At 66.5% G+C, this 21,170-nt stretch carries 20 protein-coding genes and 1 tRNA gene; 19 read left to right on the top strand and 2 right to left on the bottom strand.

Translation table 11 applies throughout. The features are described from left to right. Positions 1-39 precede the first annotated feature (39 nt). The 19 genes from mtnA (at position 40) to galU (ending at position 19,702) form a co-directional block, all read left to right on the top strand. Positions 40-1,086, top strand: coding sequence for an S-methyl-5-thioribose-1-phosphate isomerase (mtnA, locus tag GBG68_RS09120; protein WP_152146698.1), 1,047 nt, complete (start codon positions 40-42; stop codon positions 1,084-1,086). 44 nt (positions 1,087-1,130) lie between these two features. Continuing rightward, positions 1,131-1,793 carry a glutathione S-transferase family protein gene (locus tag GBG68_RS09115; protein ID WP_152146639.1) on the top strand — a complete coding sequence of 221 codons (663 nt, stop codon included), beginning with the start codon at positions 1,131-1,133 and terminating at the stop codon, positions 1,791-1,793. A 20-nt stretch (positions 1,794-1,813) separates the two neighbouring features. Continuing rightward, the gene (locus tag GBG68_RS09110) at positions 1,814-2,611 is read left to right on the top strand and encodes an alpha/beta fold hydrolase (RefSeq protein WP_226801754.1); all 798 of its coding nucleotides are present in this window, start codon (positions 1,814-1,816) and stop codon (positions 2,609-2,611) included. 76 nt (positions 2,612-2,687) lie between these two features. Continuing rightward, positions 2,688-3,287: a peptidylprolyl isomerase gene (locus GBG68_RS09105; protein WP_413463313.1), complete on the top strand. Its 600-nt coding sequence runs from the start codon at positions 2,688-2,690 to the stop codon at positions 3,285-3,287. A 281-nt stretch (positions 3,288-3,568) separates the two neighbouring features. After that, complete coding sequence (gyrA, locus tag GBG68_RS09100) at positions 3,569-6,148, top strand: DNA gyrase subunit A (protein ID WP_152146636.1); 2,580 nt, start codon at positions 3,569-3,571, stop codon at positions 6,146-6,148. A gap of 56 nt (positions 6,149-6,204) precedes the next feature. After that, positions 6,205-7,281 (top strand): 3-phosphoserine/phosphohydroxythreonine transaminase, encoded by a 1,077-nt coding sequence (gene serC / locus GBG68_RS09095; RefSeq protein ID WP_152146635.1) that lies wholly within the window; start codon positions 6,205-6,207, stop codon positions 7,279-7,281. 100 nt (positions 7,282-7,381) lie between these two features. Further along, positions 7,382-8,551 carry a phosphoglycerate dehydrogenase gene (locus GBG68_RS09090; protein WP_152146634.1) on the top strand — a complete coding sequence of 390 codons (1,170 nt, stop codon included), beginning with the start codon at positions 7,382-7,384 and terminating at the stop codon, positions 8,549-8,551. Between the two features lie 4 nt (positions 8,552-8,555). After that, a complete protein-coding gene (gene pheA / locus GBG68_RS09085) occupies positions 8,556-9,641 on the top strand; it encodes a prephenate dehydratase (protein ID WP_152146633.1) in 1,086 nt (361 codons plus the stop codon). Positions 9,642-9,769: 128 nt separating this feature from the next. After that, positions 9,770-10,915, top strand: coding sequence for a histidinol-phosphate transaminase (hisC, locus tag GBG68_RS09080; RefSeq protein WP_226801753.1), 1,146 nt, complete (start codon positions 9,770-9,772; stop codon positions 10,913-10,915). After that, on the top strand, positions 10,915-11,787 hold the full coding sequence (locus tag GBG68_RS09075) for a prephenate dehydrogenase (RefSeq protein ID WP_152146631.1): 873 nt from the start codon (positions 10,915-10,917) through the stop codon (positions 11,785-11,787). Before hisC ends, GBG68_RS09075 begins: the two co-directional genes overlap by 1 nt. 58 nt (positions 11,788-11,845) lie before the next feature. Beyond that, on the top strand, positions 11,846-13,150 hold the full coding sequence (gene aroA, locus GBG68_RS09070; protein ID WP_193222288.1) for a 3-phosphoshikimate 1-carboxyvinyltransferase: 1,305 nt from the start codon (positions 11,846-11,848) through the stop codon (positions 13,148-13,150). Beyond that, positions 13,147-13,821: a (d)CMP kinase gene (gene cmk / locus GBG68_RS09065; RefSeq protein ID WP_152146629.1), complete on the top strand. Its 675-nt coding sequence runs from the start codon at positions 13,147-13,149 to the stop codon at positions 13,819-13,821. Before aroA ends, cmk begins: the two co-directional genes overlap by 4 nt. A gap of 124 nt (positions 13,822-13,945) precedes the next feature. After that, positions 13,946-15,619 carry a 30S ribosomal protein S1 gene (gene rpsA / locus GBG68_RS09060; protein ID WP_152146628.1) on the top strand — a complete coding sequence of 558 codons (1,674 nt, stop codon included), beginning with the start codon at positions 13,946-13,948 and terminating at the stop codon, positions 15,617-15,619. A gap of 106 nt (positions 15,620-15,725) precedes the next feature. Then, positions 15,726-16,007 (top strand): integration host factor subunit beta, encoded by a 282-nt coding sequence (locus GBG68_RS09055; protein ID WP_152146627.1) that lies wholly within the window; start codon positions 15,726-15,728, stop codon positions 16,005-16,007. 143 nt (positions 16,008-16,150) lie between these two features. Continuing rightward, entirely contained in the window at positions 16,151-16,444 is a 294-nt protein-coding gene (locus GBG68_RS09050) for a lipopolysaccharide assembly LapA domain-containing protein (RefSeq protein ID WP_152146626.1), read from the top strand. Next, positions 16,444-17,604 (top strand): lipopolysaccharide assembly protein LapB, encoded by a 1,161-nt coding sequence (gene lapB / locus GBG68_RS09045; RefSeq protein WP_152146625.1) that lies wholly within the window; start codon positions 16,444-16,446, stop codon positions 17,602-17,604. Before GBG68_RS09050 ends, lapB begins: the two co-directional genes overlap by 1 nt. After that, a complete protein-coding gene (pyrF, locus tag GBG68_RS09040; protein ID WP_413463312.1) occupies positions 17,601-18,305 on the top strand; it encodes an orotidine-5'-phosphate decarboxylase in 705 nt (234 codons plus the stop codon). Before lapB ends, pyrF begins: the two co-directional genes overlap by 4 nt. Before the next feature lie 130 nt (positions 18,306-18,435). Continuing rightward, the gene (locus GBG68_RS09035) at positions 18,436-18,699 is read left to right on the top strand and encodes a ComEA family DNA-binding protein (protein WP_152146623.1); all 264 of its coding nucleotides are present in this window, start codon (positions 18,436-18,438) and stop codon (positions 18,697-18,699) included. Between the two features lie 118 nt (positions 18,700-18,817). After that, complete coding sequence (gene galU / locus GBG68_RS09030) at positions 18,818-19,702, top strand: UTP--glucose-1-phosphate uridylyltransferase GalU (RefSeq protein WP_152146622.1); 885 nt, start codon at positions 18,818-18,820, stop codon at positions 19,700-19,702. Positions 19,703-19,808: 106 nt separating this feature from the next. Here galU and GBG68_RS09025 read toward each other — a convergent pair. Together GBG68_RS09025 and GBG68_RS09020 are read right to left on the bottom strand one after the other, a co-directional pair. Next, positions 19,809-19,884, bottom strand: a tRNA-Asn gene (locus tag GBG68_RS09025). A gap of 77 nt (positions 19,885-19,961) precedes the next feature. After that, positions 19,962-21,146 carry a pyridoxal phosphate-dependent aminotransferase gene (locus GBG68_RS09020; protein ID WP_152146621.1) on the bottom strand — a complete coding sequence of 395 codons (1,185 nt, stop codon included), beginning with the start codon at positions 21,144-21,146 and terminating at the stop codon, positions 19,962-19,964. Between the last annotated feature and the right edge of the window lie 24 nt (positions 21,147-21,170).

Genomic DNA, 21,170 nt, shown 5'->3' with positions numbered 1-21,170 from the left:
GAATTGCGTGTCTTCCGGGTTTGGCGGATGGAGGTGATGGTGAGCGCGGGTTTTGACAGGGTAAGGCCGATTGCCTGGACCGACGAGGGGCTGGAGTTGCTGGATCAGCGATTGCTGCCCGGCGAGGAGCGTTACCTGCTCTGCCAGGACGTGGCCGCCGTGGCCGCGGCCATCCGCGATATGGTGGTGCGCGGTGCGCCCGCCATCGGCATCGCCGCGGCCTACGCTGTGGTGCTGGCGGCCCGGGCCCGCTACGCGGCTTCGCCGCTGGACTGGCGGGGGGCTTTCGCCGAGGACCTGGCGCGGCTGGCCGAGTCCCGTCCCACGGCGGTGAATCTGGGCTGGGCGCTGGCGCGGATGCGGCCGCTGCTGGACGGGCTCGATGGCGATCCGGAACCGGCGCTGCTGGCCGAAGCCGAACGGATACACAGCGAGGACCTGGCGACCAACCGGCGCATGGGGGAGCTGGGGGCGGCCTGTATAGAAGGCCCCACGGCGGTGTTGACCCACTGCAATACCGGGTCGCTGGCCACCGGCGGTTATGGCACGGCGCTGGGGGTGATTCGCAGTGCCTGGGCGGCGGGCAAGCTGAGCCGCGTCTACGCCGATGAGACCCGCCCCTGGCTGCAGGGCGCGCGGCTCACCGCCTGGGAGCTGGGCCGGGACGAGATCCCCGTGTGCCTGTTGGCCGATGCCGCCGCCCCCGCGCTGATGCGCCAGGGGGGGCTGAGCTGGGTGATCGTGGGCGCCGACCGGATCACCGCCAATGGCGATGTGGCCAACAAGATCGGCACCTACGGTCTGGCCCTGGCGGCGCGCGCCCATGGCTTGCGCTTCATGGTGGTGGCGCCCACCTCTACCGTCGATATGAGCCTCGCCAGCGGGGACAGTATCCCCATCGAAAGTCGCCCCGCCGAGGAAGTGCTGCAACTGGGCGGTCAGCCCGTGGCGGCTGTCGGGGCCGAGGCCTGGAACCCGGTGTTCGATGTCACCCCCGCCGAGTACGTGGATGTGCTGGTGACGGAGCGGGGCGTGGTGGAGCGCCCCAACCCGGAGCGTATGGCGGGGCTGTTGGCCCGGGGCTGAGTGGATGCGACACTAAAGCAATAAGTTGAATGAGGATGGAGCGTATGGGCCAACTGACGCTGGTGATCGGCAACAAGAATTATTCATCGTGGTCCCTGCGGGCCTGGCTGGTGCTGCGCCAGGCGGGGGTGGAGTTCGAGGAGCTGCGCATCCCCCTGTACCGCCCCGAATCCCGCGAGCGAGTGCTTCCCTACAGCCCCACGGGCCTGCTGCCCGCGCTGCGTGATGGCGAGCTGCGGGTCTGGGATTCCCTGGCCATTTGCGAATATCTGGCCGAGCGCTTCCCTGAAAAGCAGCTTTGGCCGGAGGATAAGGGCGAGCGGGCCGCGGCTCGCGCCCTGGCGGCCGAAATGCACGCCGGCTTCCCGGCGCTGCGCCGGGAGCTGCCCATGAACTGCCGGCTGCACATGGGGCATTACCCCATCTCCGAGGACGTGGAGGCGGACATAGCCCGCATTCGCGAGATCTGGCGTGGCTGTCTGGAGCGCAGTGCCGCGCGGGGCCCCTGGCTGTTCGGCCAGTTCAGCATCGCCGATGCCATGTATGCGCCGGTGGCCCTGCGCTTCCATTCCTACGGGGTGGAGCTGGACGGGCCGGAGGCGGCGTATCGGGATCATATCCTGCGGCTGCCGGCCATAGAGGAGTGGATGGCCGAGGCCGTACGGGAGGCGGACGACCTGGAAGGGGGAGAGGCCAGCGACCGCTGAGTCGGCGGATGGGTGTCCCCTTGAACAACAAGCCTTTGCTGCATTTCGCCCACGCCAACGGCTTTCCCTCCGGCGCCTACAAGGCCCTGCTGCGCCGCCTGGAGCCGGATCATCGGGTGATCGCCATCGACCAGGTGGGGCATGACAAGCGTTACCCGGTAAGCGACAACTGGGGGCGGCTGGCCGACCAGTTGGCGGATTTTCTGCGCGCCCGTGCCGACGAGCCGGTGGTGGGTGTGGGGCATTCCCTGGGGGCGCTGCTCACCTTTCTCGCCGCCGTGCGCCATCCGGCGCTGTTCCGTGCCGTGGTGATGCTGGACCCGCCGGTGCTGTTCGGGGCCAGCGCGCTGGTGATGCGCGCGGCCAAGCGCCTGGGCAAGGTCGATGCCCTCACGCCGGCCGGCCTGAGCCGCGGGCGGCGCCGCCACTGGCCGGACCGGGAGCAGGTGAAGGCGCAGCTGGGGCGCAAGCGCCTGTTCCGTGCCTTCGACCCGGAGTGTCTGGATGACTACGTGCGCTTTGGTACCGCCGCGGCGGAGAACGGCGTGGAGCTGGTCTTTCGCCCGGAGGTGGAGGTGGAGATATTCCGCACCATCCCCCATGATCTGCATCGCTACTCCCGCCTGCAGGTGCCCGGGGCGCTGGTCTACGGCGAAGGTAGCGATGTGGCCCTGCGCGGTGAGGTGCGCCGCTTCGCGCGCCGCTTCGGCCTGCAATTGAGCGCCATGCCCGGGGGGCACATGTTCCCCCTGGAGCGCCCGGCCGCCACCGCCACGCATCTGCGTCAGTTGATTGTCCGCCTGCTGGGCGAGGCCTGATACCTGCTCAGTGTCTCCCTGGGTGCCTTTGCGGCCTTTGCGCGAGGCATCATTGTTTTACGAAAAGGATCAGCACATGCACCGTTTTCGCGCTTCCGTTATTCTTGCGCTCCTGTTCGGGAGTCTGGCCCTGTTCGGCCCGGCTTCTGCGTACGCCGAAAACCCAGCCAACGGAGACTCCCCCATGGTCGTTTTTTCCACCAACCACGGTGACATCAAGCTGAAGCTGTACGAGGACAAGGCGCCGATCACGGTGCAGAACTTCCTGCAGTACGTGGACGAGGGCTTCTACGACGGCACCATCTTCCACCGGGTCATTCCCGGCTTCGTGATCCAGGGCGGCGGCTTCACCGCCGAGATGGATCAGAAGAAGACCCGCGAGCCGATCAAGAACGAGGCCGACAACGGCGTGAAGAACAGCCGCGGCACCCTCTCCATGGCCCGCACCCAGGTGGTGGACAGCGCCACCTCCCAGTTCTTCATCAACCTCACCGACAACGCCTTCCTGGATCACGGCAGTCGCGACTTCGGCTACGCCGTGTTCGCCGAAGTGGTAGAGGGCATGGACGTGGTGGACCGGATTGCCAAGGTGCCCACCGGTAACCAGGGCATGCACAGCGATGTGCCCCGCGAGACCGTGGTGGTGGAAAAGGCCTACCGGGCCGAGGCCGAGTAAGCCCCGCCCCCGTCCTGTCCGAAGCCCCGCCTCCGCGCGGGGTTTTTTGTTTTCCATCCTCTGATAGGGGCGGCTCATGGCCGCGACCGGCTTTCCCCCGCCCCGGTTTCTGCTCAAAAGCTTTCGCGCTCCTGAGCCGCTCCTGCCTGGGAGCGGAGGGCCTTGGCCGCATTGTCGGGTGCCGCGCGCGCGTGCTCTATGGTAGTATTTGCGGCTTCCTGCGAGTGTCCGGAAAACCCTGCGGTCGCTTCTCCAGCAGACTGATTTAAAAGCGAGTTTCGATGTCCAGCGTCGCCAAAGAGATTCTCCACGTAAACCTCGAAGACGAGATGCGGCAGTCCTACCTCGATTACGCCATGAGCGTGATCGTGGGCCGCGCGCTCCCCGACGTGCGCGATGGGCTCAAGCCCGTGCACCGGCGCGTGCTCTACGCCATGAAGGAGCTGGGCAACGACTGGAACAAGGCCTACAAGAAATCCGCTCGCGTGGTCGGTGACGTGATCGGTAAGTACCATCCCCACGGGGATTCCGCCGTTTACGACACCATCGTGCGCATGGCCCAGCCCTTCTCGTTGCGCTACATGCTGGTGGACGGTCAGGGCAACTTCGGTTCCATCGACGGCGACAACGCCGCGGCCATGCGATACACCGAAGTGCGCATGGCCCGCATCGCCCACGAGCTGCTGGCGGACATCGAAAAGGAAACCGTCGATTTCGACGAGAACTACGACGGCTCCGAGAGCGAGCCCACCGTGCTCCCCGCGAAGATCCCCAACCTGCTGGTCAACGGCGGCTCCGGCATCGCCGTGGGCATGGCCACTAATATTCCGCCCCATAACCTGGGCGAGGTGGTGGATGCCTGCATCGCGCTGATCGACGACGAGAGCCTGGATATCGACGGGCTGATGGAGTACATCCCGGCGCCGGACCTGCCCACCGGCGCGATCATCAACGGGGTGGCCGGTATCCGCGAGGCCTATCGCACCGGCCGTGGCCGCATGGTGATGCGCGCCCGCGCCGAGTTCGAGGAAGACAGCAACGGTCGCCAGCGCATCGTTGTCAGCGAGCTGCCCTACCAGGTGAACAAGGCTCGGCTGTTGGAGAAGATCGCCGAGCTGGTCAAGGAAAAGCGCATCGAGGGCATCACCGAGCTGCGTGACGAGTCCGACAAGGACGGCATCCGCATGGTCATCGAGCTACGCCGCGGCGAGGTGGGCGAGGTGGTGCTCAACAACCTCTTCCAGCAGACCCAGCTGCAGACCGTGTTCGGCATCAATATGGTGGGCCTGGTGGACGGCCAGCCCCGGCTGCTGAACCTCAAGGACATCCTGGAAGTCTTCGTGCGCCACCGCCGCGAGGTGGTGACCCGGCGCACCGTGTTCGACCTGCGCAAGGCCCGGGAGCGTGCGCACATACTGGAAGGCCTGGCCGTGGCGCTGGCCAACATCGACGAGGTGATCGCCCTGATCAAGGCCTCGCCGGGGCCGGCGGAGGCCCGCGAAGCGCTGGTCAGCCGTGTGTGGCAGCCGGGCAGCGTGACCTCCATGCTGGAGCGCGCCGGCGCCGATGCCTCCCGCCCGGACTGGGTGGAGGACGGCTTCGGTCTGAGCGAGGACGGTTACCGCCTGACCAGCACCCAGGCCCAGGCCATTCTGGATCTGCGCCTGCACCGGCTCACCGGCCTGGAGCAGGACAAGATTCTGGATGAATTCCAGGAGCTGCTGACGCGCATTGCCGAGCTTCTGGAGATTCTCAGCTCCTCCGAGCGGCTGCTGGAAGTCATCCGCGAGGAGCTGGAAGCGATCAAGGAGCAGTACAACGATCCGCGCCGCAGCGAAGTGCTGGAGTCCACGCTGGATCTGACCCTGGAAGACCTGATCGCCCCCGAGGACGTGGTGGTGACCCTCTCCCATACCGGTTACGCCAAGTCCCAGCCGCTGGATAGCTACCAGGCCCAGCGTCGTGGCGGCAAGGGCAAGTCGGCGACGAAGATGAAGGAGGAGGACTTCATCGACAAGCTGTTCGTGGCCAACACCCACGATACGCTGCTGTGCTTCTCCAGCGCCGGCAAGGTCTACTGGCTGAAGGTCTACCAGCTGCCCCAGGGCAGCCGCAACGCGCGCGGCAAGCCCATCGTCAATCTGCTGCCCCTGGAGGGGGAGGAGCGGATCAACGCGGTGCTGCCCATCAAGGAGTTCGACGACGAGCACTTCGTGTTCTTCGCCACCCGCAACGGCACAGTGAAGAAGACGCCGCTATCGCATTTCTCGCGCCCGCGCTCCAGCGGTATCATCGCCCTGAACCTGCATGAGGACGATCACCTGGTGAACGTGGGTATCACCGACGGCGAGTCCGAGGTGATGCTGTTCACCAGCGGTGGCAAGGCCATGCGCTTCCGCGAGGACGAGGTCCGCGCCATGGGCCGCACCGCCGCCGGCGTGCGTGGTGTGCGCCTGCCCGAAGACCAGCACGTCATCGAATTGTTGATCCTCGGCGAGGGTGACATTCTCACCGCCACCGAACGCGGATACGGCAAGCGCACACCGCTGGAGGAATACCCCACCAAGGGGCGCGGCGGCATGGGCGTGATCTCCATCCAGGGCTCCGAGCGCAACGGCGCCGTGGTGGGCGCCTGCCAGGTGGTGGACCAGGACGAGATCATGCTGATCACCAAGGCCGGCACGCTGGTGCGCACCCGGGTGGCGGAGATCTCCCGCTTGAGCCGCAACACCCAGGGCGTGAAGCTGATTTCCCTGGGCGAGGATGAGCCGCTGGTGAGCGTGGAGCGCATCGAGGCCCTGGGCGAGGACGGCGAGGCCGAGGACGAAGGCCCGGCGGACGAGGCTGGCGCCGAAGAGTAGGTCGCCGCCCCGCACCGAATCTTTCATTCGAACTTTCTCTTGTAAGGAGCGCATCAATGTCGCGGGTGTTCAACTTCAGCGCCGGTCCGGCAGCCCTGCCGGAAGCCGTACTCAAGCAGGTCGCCGAGGAAATGCTGGACTGGCGGGGTTCCGGCATGTCGGTGATGGAAATGAGCCATCGAGGCAAGGAGTTCGTCGCCATCGCCGCCGAGGCCGAAGCCGATCTGCGCGAGCTGATGAACATCCCCGACAACTACAAGGTGCTGTTCCTGCAGGGCGGGGCCACCGGCCAGTTCGCCGGCATTCCCATGAACCTGCTGCGCGGCAAGACCCGCGCCGACTACATCGACACCGGCGCCTGGTCCAAGAAGGCGATCAAGGAAGCGCGCAAGTACTGCGAAGTGAATGTCGCCGCCGCCAGCCCCGAGGGTCGCCTGGAAGTGCCGCCCCAGAGCGAGTGGCAGCTCTCCGCTGACGCCGCCTATGTGCACTACACGCCCAACGAGACCATCAGCGGCGTGGAGTTCCCCTTCGTGCCCGAGGTGGACGTGCCGCTGGTGGCCGATATGTCCTCCACCATCCTCTCCCGCCCGGTGGATGTGTCCAAATTCGGCCTGATCTACGCCGGTGCCCAGAAGAACATCGGCCCCTCGGGCCTGACCCTGGTGATCGTTCGCGAGGATCTGATCGGCGAAGTGCTGCCGGCCACCCCCACGGTCTGGGATTACAAGATCCAGGCCGATGCCGATTCCATGTCCAACACCCCGCCCACCTACGGCTGGTATGTCGCCGGGCTGGTGTTCAAGTGGCTGAAGGGGCTGGGCGGTCTGGAAGGCATGGCCGAGATCAACCGTCGCAAGGCCGAGAAGCTGTACGCCGCCATCGATGATTCCCCCTTCTACGCCAACCCGGTGAAGCCCACGGACCGCTCCTGGATGAACGTGCCCTTCACCCTGGCCGACGACAGCCTGGACGCCACCTTCCTCCAGGAAGCCAAGGCCAACGGCCTGGTCACCCTGAAGGGGCATCGCTCGGTGGGCGGCATGCGGGCGAGCATTTACAACGCCATGCCGGAAGAGGGCGTGGATGCTCTGGTCGCCTTCATGGCGGATTTCGAGAAGCGCCACGGCTGAGGCCGGCGCGTGATCCGGCGGCGTCCGGCGCCGCCGGACAGCCGCCGCGCCCCGCGGCGCGGCCCCTTGCATGCATACCACGTAGAGCGGGAGATGCTCGATGTACAAGATTCTGACCCTGAACAATATTTCCGCCAAGGGCCTGGAGCGCCTGCCGCGGCAGAGCTACGAGATCGCCTCCGAGATCGGTCACCCGGACGCCATCCTGCTGCGCTCGTACAAGATGCACGACATGGAGATCCCCGACACGGTCAAGGCCATCGGCCGGGCCGGCGCCGGGGTGAACAACATCCCCGTGGAGCGGATGAGCGAGCGCGGCGTGCCGGTGTTCAACGCCCCCGGCGCCAATGCCAACGCGGTCAAGGAGCTGGTGTTGGCGGGCATGCTGCTCGCCGCCCGCAACCTCTGCCAGGGCTGGGAGTTCGCCCGCGGCCTCTCCGGTGACGATGCTCGCATCAACCAGGAAACCGAGGCCGGCAAGAAGAACTTCGTGGGCTTCGAGCTGCCCGGGCGCACCCTGGGGGTGATCGGGCTGGGCGCCATCGGCGTGAAGGTGGCCAATGCCGCCCGGGCGCTCGGCATGGACGTGATCGGCTTCGATCCGCAGATCACCGTCAACCGGGCCTGGGAGCTGTCCTCCGGCGTGATCCAGGGGCAGAGCGTGGACGAGGTGATGAGCCGCGCCGATTTCCTCACCCTGCACGTGCCGCTCAACGATCACACCCGGGCCATGATCAACGCGGACCGTATCGCTCGCATGCCCAAGGGCGCCACCCTGTTGAACTTCTCCCGCGCCGGCATCATCGACGACGAGGCGGCGGTGAGCGCCCTGGACGCCGGTCAGCTCTGGGCCTATGTGTGTGATTTCCCCAGCAATTTGCTCAAGGACCATGGGCGGGTCATCACCCTGCCGCATCTGGGGGCCTCTACCCGCGAGGCGGAGGAGAACTGCGCCATCATGGTGGCCGAGCAGGTGCGCGAGTTCCTGGAGACCGGCAATATCCGCAACTCCGTGAACTTCCCCGACATCAACATGCCCCGTGGCGAGAACGGCGACCGCCTCACCGTGGTCAATGCCAACGTGCCCAATATGCTGGGGCAGATCTCCACCGCCCTGGCGAATGCCGAGATCAACATCGACGATATGTACAACAAGTCCCGTGGGGATCTGGCCTACACCATCGTGGATGTGGAAGGTCGCATTCCCGCGCAGGTGGTGGAGGAAATCCAGGCCATCAGCGGTGTGCTGGCGGTGCGAGTGATCGAGTAAGGCCATGAGCGAAGCCGACAAGCTGCAGAAGGTTCGCGAGCAGATCGATACCCTGGACGGGGAACTGCTGGCGCTGTTCAACCGCCGTGCCGAACTGGCCGCCGAGGTGGCCCGCATCAAGCGCGAGGCCGGCGAGAAGGAAGATTTCTATCGTCCGGAGCGCGAGGCGGCCATTCTGCGCCGGGTCCGCGAGCGAAACCCCGGGCCGCTTGCCGGCGAGCAAGTGGCGGTGCTGTTCCGCGAAGTCATGTCCGCCTGTCTGGCCCTGCAGCAGCCGGTGAAGGTGGCGTACCTGGGGCCGGAAGGGACCTATACCAACGCCGCTGCGGTGAAACACTTCGGCCACGGCATGCTGTTCGAGTCCCTGCCCGCCATCGATACGGTGTTCCGTGAAGTGGAATCGGGCAATGTGCAGTACGGCGTCGTGCCGGTGGAGAACTCCACCGAAGGGGTGGTGACCCATACCCTGGACCGTTTCATGAGCTCACCGCTGCAGATCATCGGCGAGGTGGAGCTGCCTATCCACCACAATCTGTGCACCCTGGCCGAGCAGATGGACGATATCCGCACCGTCTACTCCCACCAGCAGGCGCTGGGGCAGTGCCGCGGCTGGCTGGATCTGCACCTGCCTCGCGCCGAGCGGGTGGCGGTGAGCAGCACGGCGGAAGCCGCCCGGCTCGCGGCGGAAAACCCCCAGGCCGCTGCCATCGCCAGCGAGGTGGCCGCCGACAAGTACGCCCTGAGCATACTCCACGCGCGGGTACAGGATGGGGCGATCAACACCACCCGCTTCCTGGTGCTGGGTCAGCAATCGCCGCCGCCCACCGGCAATGACAAGACCTCCCTGGTGGTCTCCCGGGTGAATAAATCCGGCGGGCTCGCGACCCTGCTCGCGCCCCTGGCCCGTTACGGCCTGGACATGAGCCGCATCGAATCCCGTCCCAGCCGCCAGGGGCAGTGGGAGTACGTTTTCTTCATCGATATTCTGGGGCACGCCGAGGATACGGGCTTGAAGCGCGCGCTGGGCGAGATGGAGCGGGTCTCCAGCCTGTTCAAGGTCCTGGGGTCCTACCCCAGGGCGGCGCATTAGGGGCGGGAGATCCCGGATTCCCGCCGTCGGCTACGGCCGCGTAATCGCGAGGGGGCCGCCGGCGGAATCGAGGCTCCCGGCCCTCGCCACACCCACAGCAACGTGACGCTCACAGTATGAGTAACACCATGAGTTTCTGCGACCTGGCTGTCCCCGGCGTTCAGGCCCTGCAGCCCTACCAGCCGGGCAAGCCCATGAGCGAGCTGGCCCGGGAGCTGGGCCTGCGCCCGGAGCAGATCGTCAAGCTGGCCTCCAACGAGAACCCGTTGGGCCCCAGCCCCAAGGCGCTGGCCGCCGCCCGCGAAGCCTTGGCGGAAAGTCATCGCTACCCGGACGGCAATGCCTTCGAGCTGCGCGCCGCGCTGGCCGAGCATCATGGGGTGGAGCCTGGGCAGATCACCCTGGGCAGCGGCTCCAACGACGTGCTGGAGCTGGTGGCGCGCGCGTTCCTGCGTACGGGCCTGAAATGCGTGTTTTCCCAGCATGCCTTTGCCGTCTATCCCATCGCCACCCAGGCGGTGGGGGCGGAGGCCGTGGTGGTGCCGGCGCTGGGGGCGGATTCCGACAGCCCCGCCGGGCATGATCTGGAGGCCATGGCCGACGCGGTGGACGCGGACACCCGGGTGGTGTTCATCGCCAACCCCAACAACCCCACCGGTACCTGGGTGGGTGCCGAAGCGGTGGAGCGTTTCCTGGCGCGGATGCCCGCACACGTCATCGTGGTGCTGGACGAGGCCTACGTGGAGTACGCGGCCCGGGCGCCGGGCTACCGGGAAGGCAGCTACCTGCTCGCCCGCCACCCCAATCTGATCATCACCCGCACCTTCTCCAAGGCCTACGGCCTGGGCGGGCTGCGGGTGGGCTATGGGCTGTCCGACCCCCAGGTGGCGGATCTGCTCAACCGGGTGCGCATGCCCTTCAATGTGAACAACGTGGCCCAGGCCGCGGCCACAGCGGCGCTGGATGATCGGGAGCATCTGCGCCGTTCGGTGGAACTCAATGGCCGGGAGATGCAGCGTCTGGGTCAGGCGCTCGCCGGCATGGGCCTGAGCAGCCTGCCCTCGGCGGCGAACTTTCTCTGCACCCGGGTTGGCCCCCGCGCCGAGGAGGTCAACCAGGGGCTGCTGCGCCAGGGTGTGATCGTGCGCCCGGTGGGGGGCGGCTATCAGCTCCCTGAGTATCTGCGTTTCAGCATTGGTACCGAAGCCGAGAATGACCGGCTCCTGCAGGCCTTGGCGGTGCTGCGCGACGAAGGGCTGTTGGGGGCGGACTGATGGCGGGCTTCTCCCGTATCACGGTCATCGGCGTGGGCCTGATCGGCGGTTCCCTGGCCCGGGCGCTGAAGGCCGCCGGGGCCTGCGAGCACATCGTCGGCTGTGGGCGCAATGAAGACAACCTGCGCCGGGCGGTGGAGCTGGGCGTGATTGACGAATACCGGCTGGCGCCCGCCGAGGCGGTGCGCGGCGCCGAGCTGGTCATGGTGTGCGTGCCTCTGGGGGCGATGCGGCGGGTGTTCGAAGCCATGGCGCCGGGGCTGGACCCGGGTGCCATCGTCACCGATGCCGGCAGTGCCAAGGCGTGCGTGGCCGAGGATGCCCGCGCCGTCTTCGCCGATACCCGCCGTGTGGTGCCGGGGCACCCCATTGCCGGCACCGAGAAAAGCGGCGTGGAGGCCTCCTTCGAGGAGCTCTACCGGCGTCGCCGGGTGATCCTGACCCCCCTGGCCGAGACCGAGCCCGCCGCCACGGCCCGGGTGCGCGCCCTGTGGGAGGCGGCCGGGGCCTGGGTCAGTGAAATGAGCCCCGAGCACCACGACGAGGTGCTCGCCGCCACCTCCCATCTGCCACACCTGCTGGCCTATGGGCTGGTGGATACGCTGGCGCGCTGGGAGGACCAGCCGGAGATCTTCCGTTACGCCGCCGGCGGCTTTCGGGATTTCACCCGCATCGCCTCCAGCGACCCGGTGATGTGGCGGGATATCTGCCTGGGCAACCGGGATGCGCTGCTCTCGGTGCTGGAGCGTTACATGGCCGACGTGCAAATGCTCCACGGTCTGGTGCGTGACGGCGACGGCCCGGCGTTGGAGCGGGTGTTTCGCAGTGCCAACGAGGCTCGCGCGGAGTTCCTGCGCCTGCTGGAGCAATAGCGCCCCCGCTCGGGCGGTAAGGATTGTCTGTTTTTCTGGAGTAGCTATCTTGTCCAATGTGGTGTTCGAGCTGAAACCCGGCGGCGCGGTGCGTGGCCGTTTTCGGGTTCCCGGCGACAAGTCCGTCTCCCATCGCGCCGTGATGCTGGGTGCCCTGGCCGAGGGCGTGACCGAGGTGCAGGGCTTCCTGGAGGGGGAGGATGCGCTGGCGACCCTGGCCACCTTCCGCGCTCTGGGCGTGCGCATCGACGGCCCCGAGCAGGGGCGGTTGCGCATCCATGGGGTGGGCCTGCACGGGCTGCGGGCACCCGCCGAGCCGCTCTACCTGGGTAATTCCGGTACGACCATGCGCCTGCTCAGCGGCCTGCTGGCCGGCCAATCCTTCGACTGCACCCTCACCGGGGACCACTCCCTCTCCGTGCGTCCCATGCGCCGGGTGACCGAGCCCCTGGCGCGGATGGGCGCGCGCATCGACACCACCGACGCGGGCACCGCGCCGCTGCGTATTCATGGCGGCACGCCGCTCAAGGGCATCGACTACGCCTTGCCCGTGGCCAGTGCCCAGGTGAAATCCGCGCTGTTGTTGGCGGGGCTGTACGCCGAGGGCGAGACCCGGGTGACCGAGCCCGCGCCCACCCGCGACCATACCGAGCGCATGCTCGCCGGCATGGGCTATGCCGTGCGGCGGGATGGCGCCAGCGTCAGCCTGCGCGGCGGCGGCAAGCTGCGAGCGGCCAGCATCGATGTGCCGGCGGACATCTCCTCGGCCGCCTTCTTCCTGGTGGCGGCCAGCATCGCCGAAGGCTCCGATCTGACCCTGGAGCATGTGGGCATGAATCCCACCCGCACCGGTGTGGTGGATATCCTCAAGCTCATGGGGGCGGACATCGACGTGCTGAACCCTCGTGAGGTGGGGGGCGAGCCGGTGGCCGATCTGCGGGTGCGGCATGCGCCCCTGCGCGGCGTGCAAATTCCCGAGGAGCTGGTGCCGCTGGCCATCGACGAATTCCCCGTGCTGTTCGTGGCGGCGGCCTGTGCGCAAGGGGAAACCCTGCTCACCGGCGCCGAGGAGTTGCGGGTCAAGGAGAGTGACCGCATTGCGGTCATGGCCGAGGGGCTGCGCACCCTGGGTGCGGACGCCGAGCCCACGCCGGATGGCATGCGCATACGCGGCGGCGGCCTGGGTGGCGGCACGGTGCACAGCCACAGCGATCACCGCATAGCCATGTCCTTCGCCGTGGCTTCCCTGCGCGCCCAGGCGCCCATCCGCATCGAGGACTGTGCCAACGTGAACACCTCCTTCCCCGGCTTCGTGGCCCTGGCCCGTGAGGCGGGGCTGAACATCGAGCAGGGGCCGGCGTGATGGGCGAGATCCCGATAGTCACCATCGACGGCCCCGGAGGCGCCGGCAAGGGTACCGTGGCGCGGCACCTGGCCGGCGCGCGGGGCTGGCATTTTCTGGACAGTGGCGCAATTTATCGGGTGCTGGGTCTGGCGGTGTTGCGCCAGGGCCTGGACCCGCGGGCCGATCATGAGGCCGTGGTGGCGCTGGCCCGCGCCCTGCCGGTGAGCTTCGGCGAGCAGGGCGAGGTGTGGCTGGACGGCGAGGAGGTGAGCGCCGAGATCCGCACCGAGAAGGCGGGCAGTCGCGCCTCGGTGGTGGCGGCCATCCCCGCGGTGCGCGAGGCGCTGCTGGAGCGCCAGCGTGCGTTCGGCCGAGCGCCGGGGCTGGTGGCCGACGGGCGTGACATGGGTACGGTGGTGTTCCCCGGCGCGCCGGTGAAGATCTTTCTCACCGCCAGCGCCGCGGAGCGGGCCCGACGACGGCATAAGCAGTTGAAGGAGCAAGGGCTTCATGCTAACGTCGACGATCTTTCGAAAGAGATCGCCGAGCGGGACAGGCGGGATATGGAACGCAGTGTTTCCCCCCTCAAGCCCGCCACTGGCGCCACCCAGGTGGATACCACTGAACTGGCGCTGGATGAGGTGGTCGAAAAAGTGATGTCCATCGTACGAGCGAAGCTCGGCGATTGAGGCAGGGCCACGAGGCCCGGTGAAGGGAAGAACGACGGGGGACGCACCGCAGGGGGCGCCACGTCGTTTTTCGTTTGTTTAACCACAACTGCAACAGCCGGCAACGGTTGGGATCCTACATCCAATGAGCGAAAGCTTTGCTGAACTTTTTGAACAGAGCCTGCAAGCCACCGAGATGCGCCCCGGCGCCATCGTCATGGGCAAGGTGGTTGCCATCGACAGCGAGTCTGTCACGGTCAACGCGGGCCTGAAGTCCGAAGCGGTGATTCCGCTGAACCAGTTCTACAACGAAGACGGTGACGTCGAAGTCGTCGTGGGCGACGAAGTCGAAGTCGCGCTGGACGCTGTGGAAGACGGTTTCGGCGAGACCCGCCTGTCCCGGGAGAAGGCCAAGCGGCATCACGCCTGGAAGTTCCTCGAAGATGCCTTCGAGAAGGGCGAGACCGTCACCGGCCAGATCAGCGGCAAGGTCAAGGGCGGCTTCACTGTGGATCTCAGCCACGTGCGCGCCTTCCTGCCCGGCTCCCTGGTGGACATCCGCCCGGTGCGTGACACCACGTACCTGGAAGGCAAGGACCTGGAGTTCAAGGTCATCAAGCTGGATCCCCGCCGCAACAACGTGGTGGTGTCCCGCCGCGCCGTGGTCGAGGAAGAGTACAGCGCCGAGCGCGAGGCCCTGCTGGAGAAGTTGCAGGAAGGCCAGGTGCTCAAGGGCATCGTCAAGAACCTCACCGACTACGGCGCGTTCGTGGATCTGGGTGGTATCGACGGCCTGCTGCACATCACCGATATGGCCTGGCGTCGCGTCAAGCACCCCTCCGAGGTGGTGGAAGTCGGCCAGGAAATCGAAGTCAAGGTGCTCAAGTTCGACCGCGAGCGCAACCGCGTCTCCCTGGGCCTGAAGCAGCTGGGCGAAGATCCGTGGGAGAACATTGCCCGTCGTTACCCGGAAAATGCCCGGGTCTTCGGCAAGGTCACCAACATCACCGATTACGGCTGCTTCGTGGAAATCGAGGAAGGCGTGGAAGGCCTGGTGCACGTCTCCGAGATGGACTGGACCAACAAGAACGTCAACCCGGCCAAGGTCGTTTCCGTGGGTGACGAGACCGAAGTGATGATCCTCGACATCGACGAGGAACGTCGCCGCATTTCCCTGGGCATGAAGCAGTGCCAGCGCAACCCGTGGGAAGTCTTCGCCGACACCCACAGCAAGGGCGACAAGGTCAGCGGTGCGATCAAGTCCATCACCGACTTCGGCATCTTCGTCGGCCTGGACGGCGGCATCGATGGTCTGGTGCATCTGTCCGACCTGTCCTGGAGCGACCAGGGCGAAGACGTGGTGCGCGAGTTCAAGAAGGGTGAGGAAGTGGAAGCCGTGGTGCTGTCCGTGGACCCCGAGCGCGAGCGCATCTCCCTGGGCATCAAGCAGCTGGAACAGGACCCCTTCGGTTCCTGGGTCGCCGCCAACCCCAAGGGCAGCATCGTCAAGGGCACCATCCGCGAAGTGGACGCCAAGGGCGCCATCGTCGACCTGGGCGAGGAGATCGAGGGTTACATCCGTGCCTCCGACATCTCCCGCGACCGGGTGGAAGATGCCCGCAGCGTGCTGAAGGAAGGTGAAGAGGTCGAGGCCAAGTTCATGGCCGTGGACCGCAAGAACCGCGCCATCAGCCTCTCCATCAAGGCCAAGGACTTCGCCGACGAAGCCCAGATGGTGCAGGACTACGCGCGTCCCACCTCCGCCGGCACCACCACCCTCGGCGATCTGCTCAAGGAGCAGATGGACAAGGGCGAGTAAGTCGGTCCGAGATACCGGCGGCGGCCCGGCCGCCGCCGGTGGCTATTCCTCCGACGGCCTCCAGCCGTCACCCCTCGAGTTGCGCAAGGGACCCTGAGTAGACACGATGACGAAGTCCGAGCTGATTGAGGTCATCGCTTCCAAGCAACAGCATCTGGCTTACAAGGACGTGGAACTGTCCGTGAAGACCCTGCTGGAGCAGATGAGCGAGGCCCTGGCCAGCGGCCAGCGTATCGAGATCCGCGGTTTCGGCAGCTTCTCGCTGCACCATCGGCCGCCGCGCATCGGGCGCAACCCCAAGACCGGCGAACCGGTGGCCCTGCCCGGCAAGTACGTGCCGCACTTCAAGCCCGGCAAGCAGATGCGGGAACGCGTTAACCCCCACTGAGCCTTTCCGAACCATTTTGCCGGCAAGAAAACGCATCCATATTCGTAAACGGGCCACTGGCCCGTTTCTTTTTTCCCGTGGATAATGAGCCGGGCGGTCACCGAACCAACAACACACCCCGCCGCCGGATCTGGGAGCCGAACATGGGTCGAATCGTTGCCATCATCCTGCTGCTGCTGGTCGTGCTGTTCGGCCTGAGCTTCGCCATCGCCAACGCCCAGTCCGTGACCCTGGAATTCTACCTGGGTCAGTGGACGCTTCCCCTGTCCCTGGCCCTGGTCTTCGCGCTGATCATCGGAGCGCTGCTGGGGGTGCTGGCCTCACTGGGGCTGATCACCCGCCAGCGCCGTGAGCTGCGCCGCCTGCGTCGCAACCAGTCGCAAAGCCGGAAGGAACTCGACGAGCTGCGCAAGCTGCCCCTGCGGGACCCGAGCTGATGTGGGAGCTGCTCTGGCTGCTGCTGCCCGTGGCGGCGGCGTCCGGCTGGTATGCCGGGCGGCGCAGCTTGCGGCGTGAAGCCGAGGGCGGCGGTGTTTCCAATGCCTACTTCCAGGGCCTGAACTTCCTGCTCAACGAAGAGCCCGACCGGGCCATCGAAGTCTTCATCCGCCTGGCCGAAGTGGACAGCGACACGGTGGAAACACACCTGGCGCTGGGCAATCTGTTTCGCCGTCGCGGCGAGGTGGACCGCGCCATCCGCATACACCAGAACCTCATCGCCCGGCCCACACTGAGCCCCCGCCAGCGCGCCTACGCGCTACTGGAGCTCGGTGAGGATTACATGCGCGCGGGGCTGCTGGACCGGGCCGAGACCCTGTTCGCCGAAGTGGAGAAGCAGGGCGAGCACCGCCAGGCCGCCCAGCGCAGCCTGCTGCAGATCTACCAGCAGATGAAGGAATGGGAGCGGGCGGTGAACACCGCCCTGAGGCTGGAATCCAGCAGCGGTGAGGGCATGCGCCCGGTGATCGCCCAGTTCTACTGCGAACAGGCCGAGCAGGCCATCGCCCGGGGTGAGGTTTCCGCGGCCCGCACCGCCCTCAAGCGCGCCCTGGCCCATGACCCGGGCTGTGTGCGCGCGAGCATCCTTCAGGGCGACATGGCTCGCACCCAGGGGCACCCCAAGGCGGCGCTGAAGGCCTACCAGCAGGCGGCGAAGCAGGATCCGGAGTATCTGCCCGAACTGCTCGAGCCCATGCGCAGCTGTTACCAGGCCCTGGGCCAGCCGCGGGCCATGGCGGAGTTTCTGGAGCCGGTGCTGGGCGAGGGCGACAGTGTGTCGGCGGTGCTGTGCATGACCGACCTGATCCGCGAGCACAAGGGTGAACGCGCCGCGCTGAGCTTCCTGGCGGAGCAGCTGCGCCGCCGGCCCTCGGTGCGGGGGCTCAACCGGCTTATCGAACTGAATATCCATCAAGGGGATCAGGAGCGGCGTCAGGACTTGCTGGTGCTGCGCGAGTTGTTCCATGAACTGTTGAGCAAGCGCCCGCGGTATGAATGCCGCAATTGCGGCTTCACCAGCAAGTCCCTGTATTGGCATTGCCCGAGCTGCAAGAGCTGGTCCACGGTCAAGCCCATACGCGGCGCGGAGGGAGAATGAGGATGAACGAGTTGGGCCCGCGCATATTGGTGGCGCTGGATTTCGCCGAGGCCGCCGACGCGTTGGCCTTGGCAAGGCAACTGGACCCGGCGGCTTGCCGGCTGAAAGTGGGTAAGGAGCTGTTCGTCCGGGCCGGGCCGGATCTGGTGCGCCGCTTGCAGGAGGCCGGTTTCGAGGTGTTCCTGGACCTGAAGTTCCACGATATTCCCAACACCGTGGCCGCCGCCTGCCGCGCGGCGGCGGAGCTGGGAGTGTGGATGGTCAATGTGCACGCCCTGGGCGGTGGGGCCATGATGCAGGCGGCGCGGGAAGCGGTGGACACCGTGCCGCGCCCGCCGCTGCTGATCGCGGTCACCGTGCTGACCAGCCATGACCAGGCGACCGTCTCCCAGATCGGCCTGGCCGGCACACCGGCGGATAATGTGGCCCGCCTTGCCGCGCTCAGCGCCGAGCAGGGGCTGGACGGTGTGGTCTGCTCCGCGGCCGAGGCGCCCATGCTGCGTCGTGAGCGGGGCGAGGACTTTCGCCTGGTCACCCCCGGCATACGCCCGGCGGGCAGCGAGGCGGGCGATCAGAAACGGGTCCTGACCCCGCGCCAGGCCCTGGCAGCCGGCAGCGACTATCTGGTGGTGGGCCGGCCCATCACCCGCTCCCCCGACCCCCTGGCGGCCCTGCACGCCATCCGGGCGGAGATATCCTAGACGACCGCCACCCACCCTGTAGGAGCCGCTCCTACTTGACCCGTACAGGCGAGCTGCTATGGTGAACGAGCCGTCACATGGAGTGGCGGCGTGCCGATAGGCAATAACCACATGATCATGGAGGATCATCATGCGTCTACTACGCAAAACCGCCTTCGCCTGCCTGCTGGCCGGCGCTTCCCTGGCCGCCCTGGCCGCGTCCCCGATCAACATCAACACCGCTGACGCTCAGTCCATCGCCGCCCTGCACGGCATAGGCCAGGCCAAGGCCGAGGCCATCGTCGCCTACCGGAAGGCGAACGGCCCCTTCGCCAGCGTGGAAGATCTAAGACGAGTGAAGGGCATCGGCGTGCGTACGCTGGAGGCCAATCAGGGGCGCATCAGCCTGCAGTGAACGCCACCGCGTTACGTCTTTGTGGAGCCGCCTTCGGGCGGCTCTTTGCGTAGGGAGTTTGTATTCGCGGCCCGCGGCCGCACATCGGAACTGAACCAACCTTCCGATGAGGCAAGATATGCACAGACCCATACGCAAGGCGGTCTTCCCGGTAGCGGGAATGGGAACCCGTTTCCTGCCCGCCACCAAGGCCAGCCCCAAGGAAATGCTGCCCGTGGTGGACAAGCCGCTGGTGCAGTACGCGGCCGAAGAGGCGGTGAAGGCCGGCATCGAAGTACTGATCTTCATCACCGGCCGGCACAAGCGCCCGATACCCGATCATTTTGACAAGGCCTACGAGCTGGAAGCGGAGCTTGAGCGCAGAGGCAAGACCAAGCACCTGAGGGAAGTGCGGGAGATTCTGCCCAACGGCGTCAAGTGCATTTACATCCGTCAGTGCGAGACCCTGGGGCTGGGGCACGCGGTGGCCTGCGCCCAACCCGTGGTGGGTGACGAGCCCTTCGCCGTGATTCTCGCCGACGACCTCATCGATGACGGCGAGCAGGGTTGCCTGGCCCAGATGGTGGAGCGCTATCGGCGTCAGGGCGGCAGTCTGCTGGGCGTGGAGCGCGTGCCGAAGGAGCACACCGACCGCTACGGCATCGTCAGCGTGAGCGATTTCCGTGACCGCCTGGGGCGGCTGCAGGGGATCGTGGAGAAACCCGCGCCCGAGAAGGCGCCGTCGAATCTCGGTGTGGTGGGGCGCTATATCCTCAGTGCCAGCATCTTCGAGCACCTGGCGAACACCCGGCCCGGGGCCGGCGGCGAGATCCAGCTCACCGATGCCATTGAGCAGCTGCGCAGGCATGAAGCCGTGTATGCCTACGAGTTCGCCGGTCGGCGCTATGACTGTGGCGACAAGCTCGGATACCTGCAGGCGAACGTGGATTATGCCCTGAAGCACCCGGAGCTGGGTGCGGCCTTCGCCGAGTACCTGCGCCTGCGGGGGCAGCGGGTGGCTTGATGTCTGCGCGTGGTGGCGTAGGGCGTGAAGGCGCGCGAGGCGCCGGAGTGCCTGGACGCCCTGGACAACGAAAAAAGCCAGACCCGAAGGTCTGGCTTTCTCGATTTGGCTCCCCGGGACGGGCTCGAACCGCCGACCCAGTGATTAACAGTCACTTGCTCTACCAACTGAGCTACCGGGGAGTAGTGCTCTTTCGAGGTCGGCTATTCTACCCAATGAAGGCCGCGGGTCAATCCCCGCGGCCTCTTTCGTGTGAGATTCAGCCGAACACCTTCTTCAGCCGGTCCATGGCCTTCTCAAGATTCTCCATGCTGGTGGCGTAGGAGATCCGCGCATGGCCGGGCAGGCCGAAGGCGGAACCGGGCACCAGGGCCACGCCGGCTTCGCTGATCAGGTACTCCGCCAGCGACACATCATCCTCGACGCCGTCCAGGGCGTCGATCGCCCCCTGCACATTGGGGAAGGCATAGAAGGTGCCGTCCGCGCTCAGGCAGTTGACGCCCTGCATGTCGTTGAGCCGGTCCACCACATAGTCGTGGCGCTCCTTGAAGGCCTTGAGCATGGGGGCGATCACGCCCTGATCACCGTCCAGCGCCGCCACCGAGGCCGCCTGGGCGATGGAGCAGGGGTTGGAGGTGCTCTGGGACTGGATCTTCTTCATCGCGCCGATGAGCTTGGCCGGGCCCGCGGCGTAGCCGATGCGCCAGCCGGTCATGGAGTAGCCCTTGGAGACCCCGTTGACCACCACGGTGCGCTCTTTCAGCGCCGGCGCGGCGTTGACGATGTTCAGAAAACCTTCATCGTTCCAGACGATGTGCTCGTAGATGTCATCGCTGATCACCACCACCTGGGGGTGCTTGGCCAGCACCTCGCCCAGGGCGGCGAGTTCGGCGCGACTGTAAGCCGTGCCGGTGGGGTTGGAGGGGCTGTTGATCACGAAGGCCCGGGTCTTGTCGGTGATCGCCGCTTCCAGCTGCTCGGGGGTGATCTTGAAATGCTGGTCCTGACCCGCTTCCAGGATCACCGGCACGCCGTCGGCGAGCAGCGCCATGTCCGGGTAGGACACCCAGTAAGGGGCCGGAATCACCACTTCATCACCCGGGTTGAGCAGGGCGCTCATCAGGTTGTAGAGGCTGTGCTTGGCGCCGCTGGAGACCAGGATCTCGTTGAGCTCGTAGTGCAGGCTGTTGTCGCGCTTGAACTTGGCCTGAATGGCTTTCTTCAGCGCCGGTGTGCCGTCCACCGGAGTGTACTTGGTCTGCCCCTTGTTGATCGCCTCGATGGCGGCCGCCTTGATATGCTCCGGGGTATCGAAGTCGGGCTCGCCGGCGCCCAGGCCGATGATGTCCTGACCCGCTGCCCGCAGTTCCGCCGCCCGGGCGGTCACCGCCAGGGTCGGGGACGGTTTGACGCGCTGAACTCGATTCGCCAGTTGGATGTCCAAGCTTAGCCTCCGTGTTTGGATCCG

Source organism: Alkalilimnicola sp. S0819 (assembly GCF_009295635.1).
Classification (GTDB): Bacteria; Pseudomonadota; Gammaproteobacteria; order Nitrococcales; family WHIW01; genus S0819.
The sequence above is the reverse complement of the archived record's forward strand: the minus strand, read 5'-3'. Positions and strand labels throughout refer to the sequence as shown.

Coding starts and splice junctions, on each gene's coding strand:
- lapB (WP_152146625.1), top strand. CDS start 16,444: ATGTGGGAGCTGCTCTGGCTGCTGCTGCCCGTGGCGGCGGCGTCCGGC.
- GBG68_RS09115 (WP_152146639.1), top strand. CDS start 1,131: ATGGGCCAACTGACGCTGGTGATCGGCAACAAGAATTATTCATCGTGG.
- galU (WP_152146622.1), top strand. CDS start 18,818: ATGCACAGACCCATACGCAAGGCGGTCTTCCCGGTAGCGGGAATGGGA.
- serC (WP_152146635.1), top strand. CDS start 6,205: ATGTCGCGGGTGTTCAACTTCAGCGCCGGTCCGGCAGCCCTGCCGGAA.
- GBG68_RS09090 (WP_152146634.1), top strand. CDS start 7,382: ATGTACAAGATTCTGACCCTGAACAATATTTCCGCCAAGGGCCTGGAG.
- GBG68_RS09105 (WP_413463313.1), top strand. CDS start 2,688: ATGCACCGTTTTCGCGCTTCCGTTATTCTTGCGCTCCTGTTCGGGAGT.
- pheA (WP_152146633.1), top strand. CDS start 8,556: ATGAGCGAAGCCGACAAGCTGCAGAAGGTTCGCGAGCAGATCGATACC.
- GBG68_RS09075 (WP_152146631.1), top strand. CDS start 10,915: ATGGCGGGCTTCTCCCGTATCACGGTCATCGGCGTGGGCCTGATCGGC.
- gyrA (WP_152146636.1), top strand. CDS start 3,569: ATGTCCAGCGTCGCCAAAGAGATTCTCCACGTAAACCTCGAAGACGAG.
- hisC (WP_226801753.1), top strand. CDS start 9,770: ATGAGTTTCTGCGACCTGGCTGTCCCCGGCGTTCAGGCCCTGCAGCCC.
- rpsA (WP_152146628.1), top strand. CDS start 13,946: ATGAGCGAAAGCTTTGCTGAACTTTTTGAACAGAGCCTGCAAGCCACC.
- GBG68_RS09055 (WP_152146627.1), top strand. CDS start 15,726: ATGACGAAGTCCGAGCTGATTGAGGTCATCGCTTCCAAGCAACAGCAT.
- GBG68_RS09035 (WP_152146623.1), top strand. CDS start 18,436: ATGCGTCTACTACGCAAAACCGCCTTCGCCTGCCTGCTGGCCGGCGCT.
- GBG68_RS09050 (WP_152146626.1), top strand. CDS start 16,151: ATGGGTCGAATCGTTGCCATCATCCTGCTGCTGCTGGTCGTGCTGTTC.
- pyrF (WP_413463312.1), top strand. CDS start 17,601: ATGAGGATGAACGAGTTGGGCCCGCGCATATTGGTGGCGCTGGATTTC.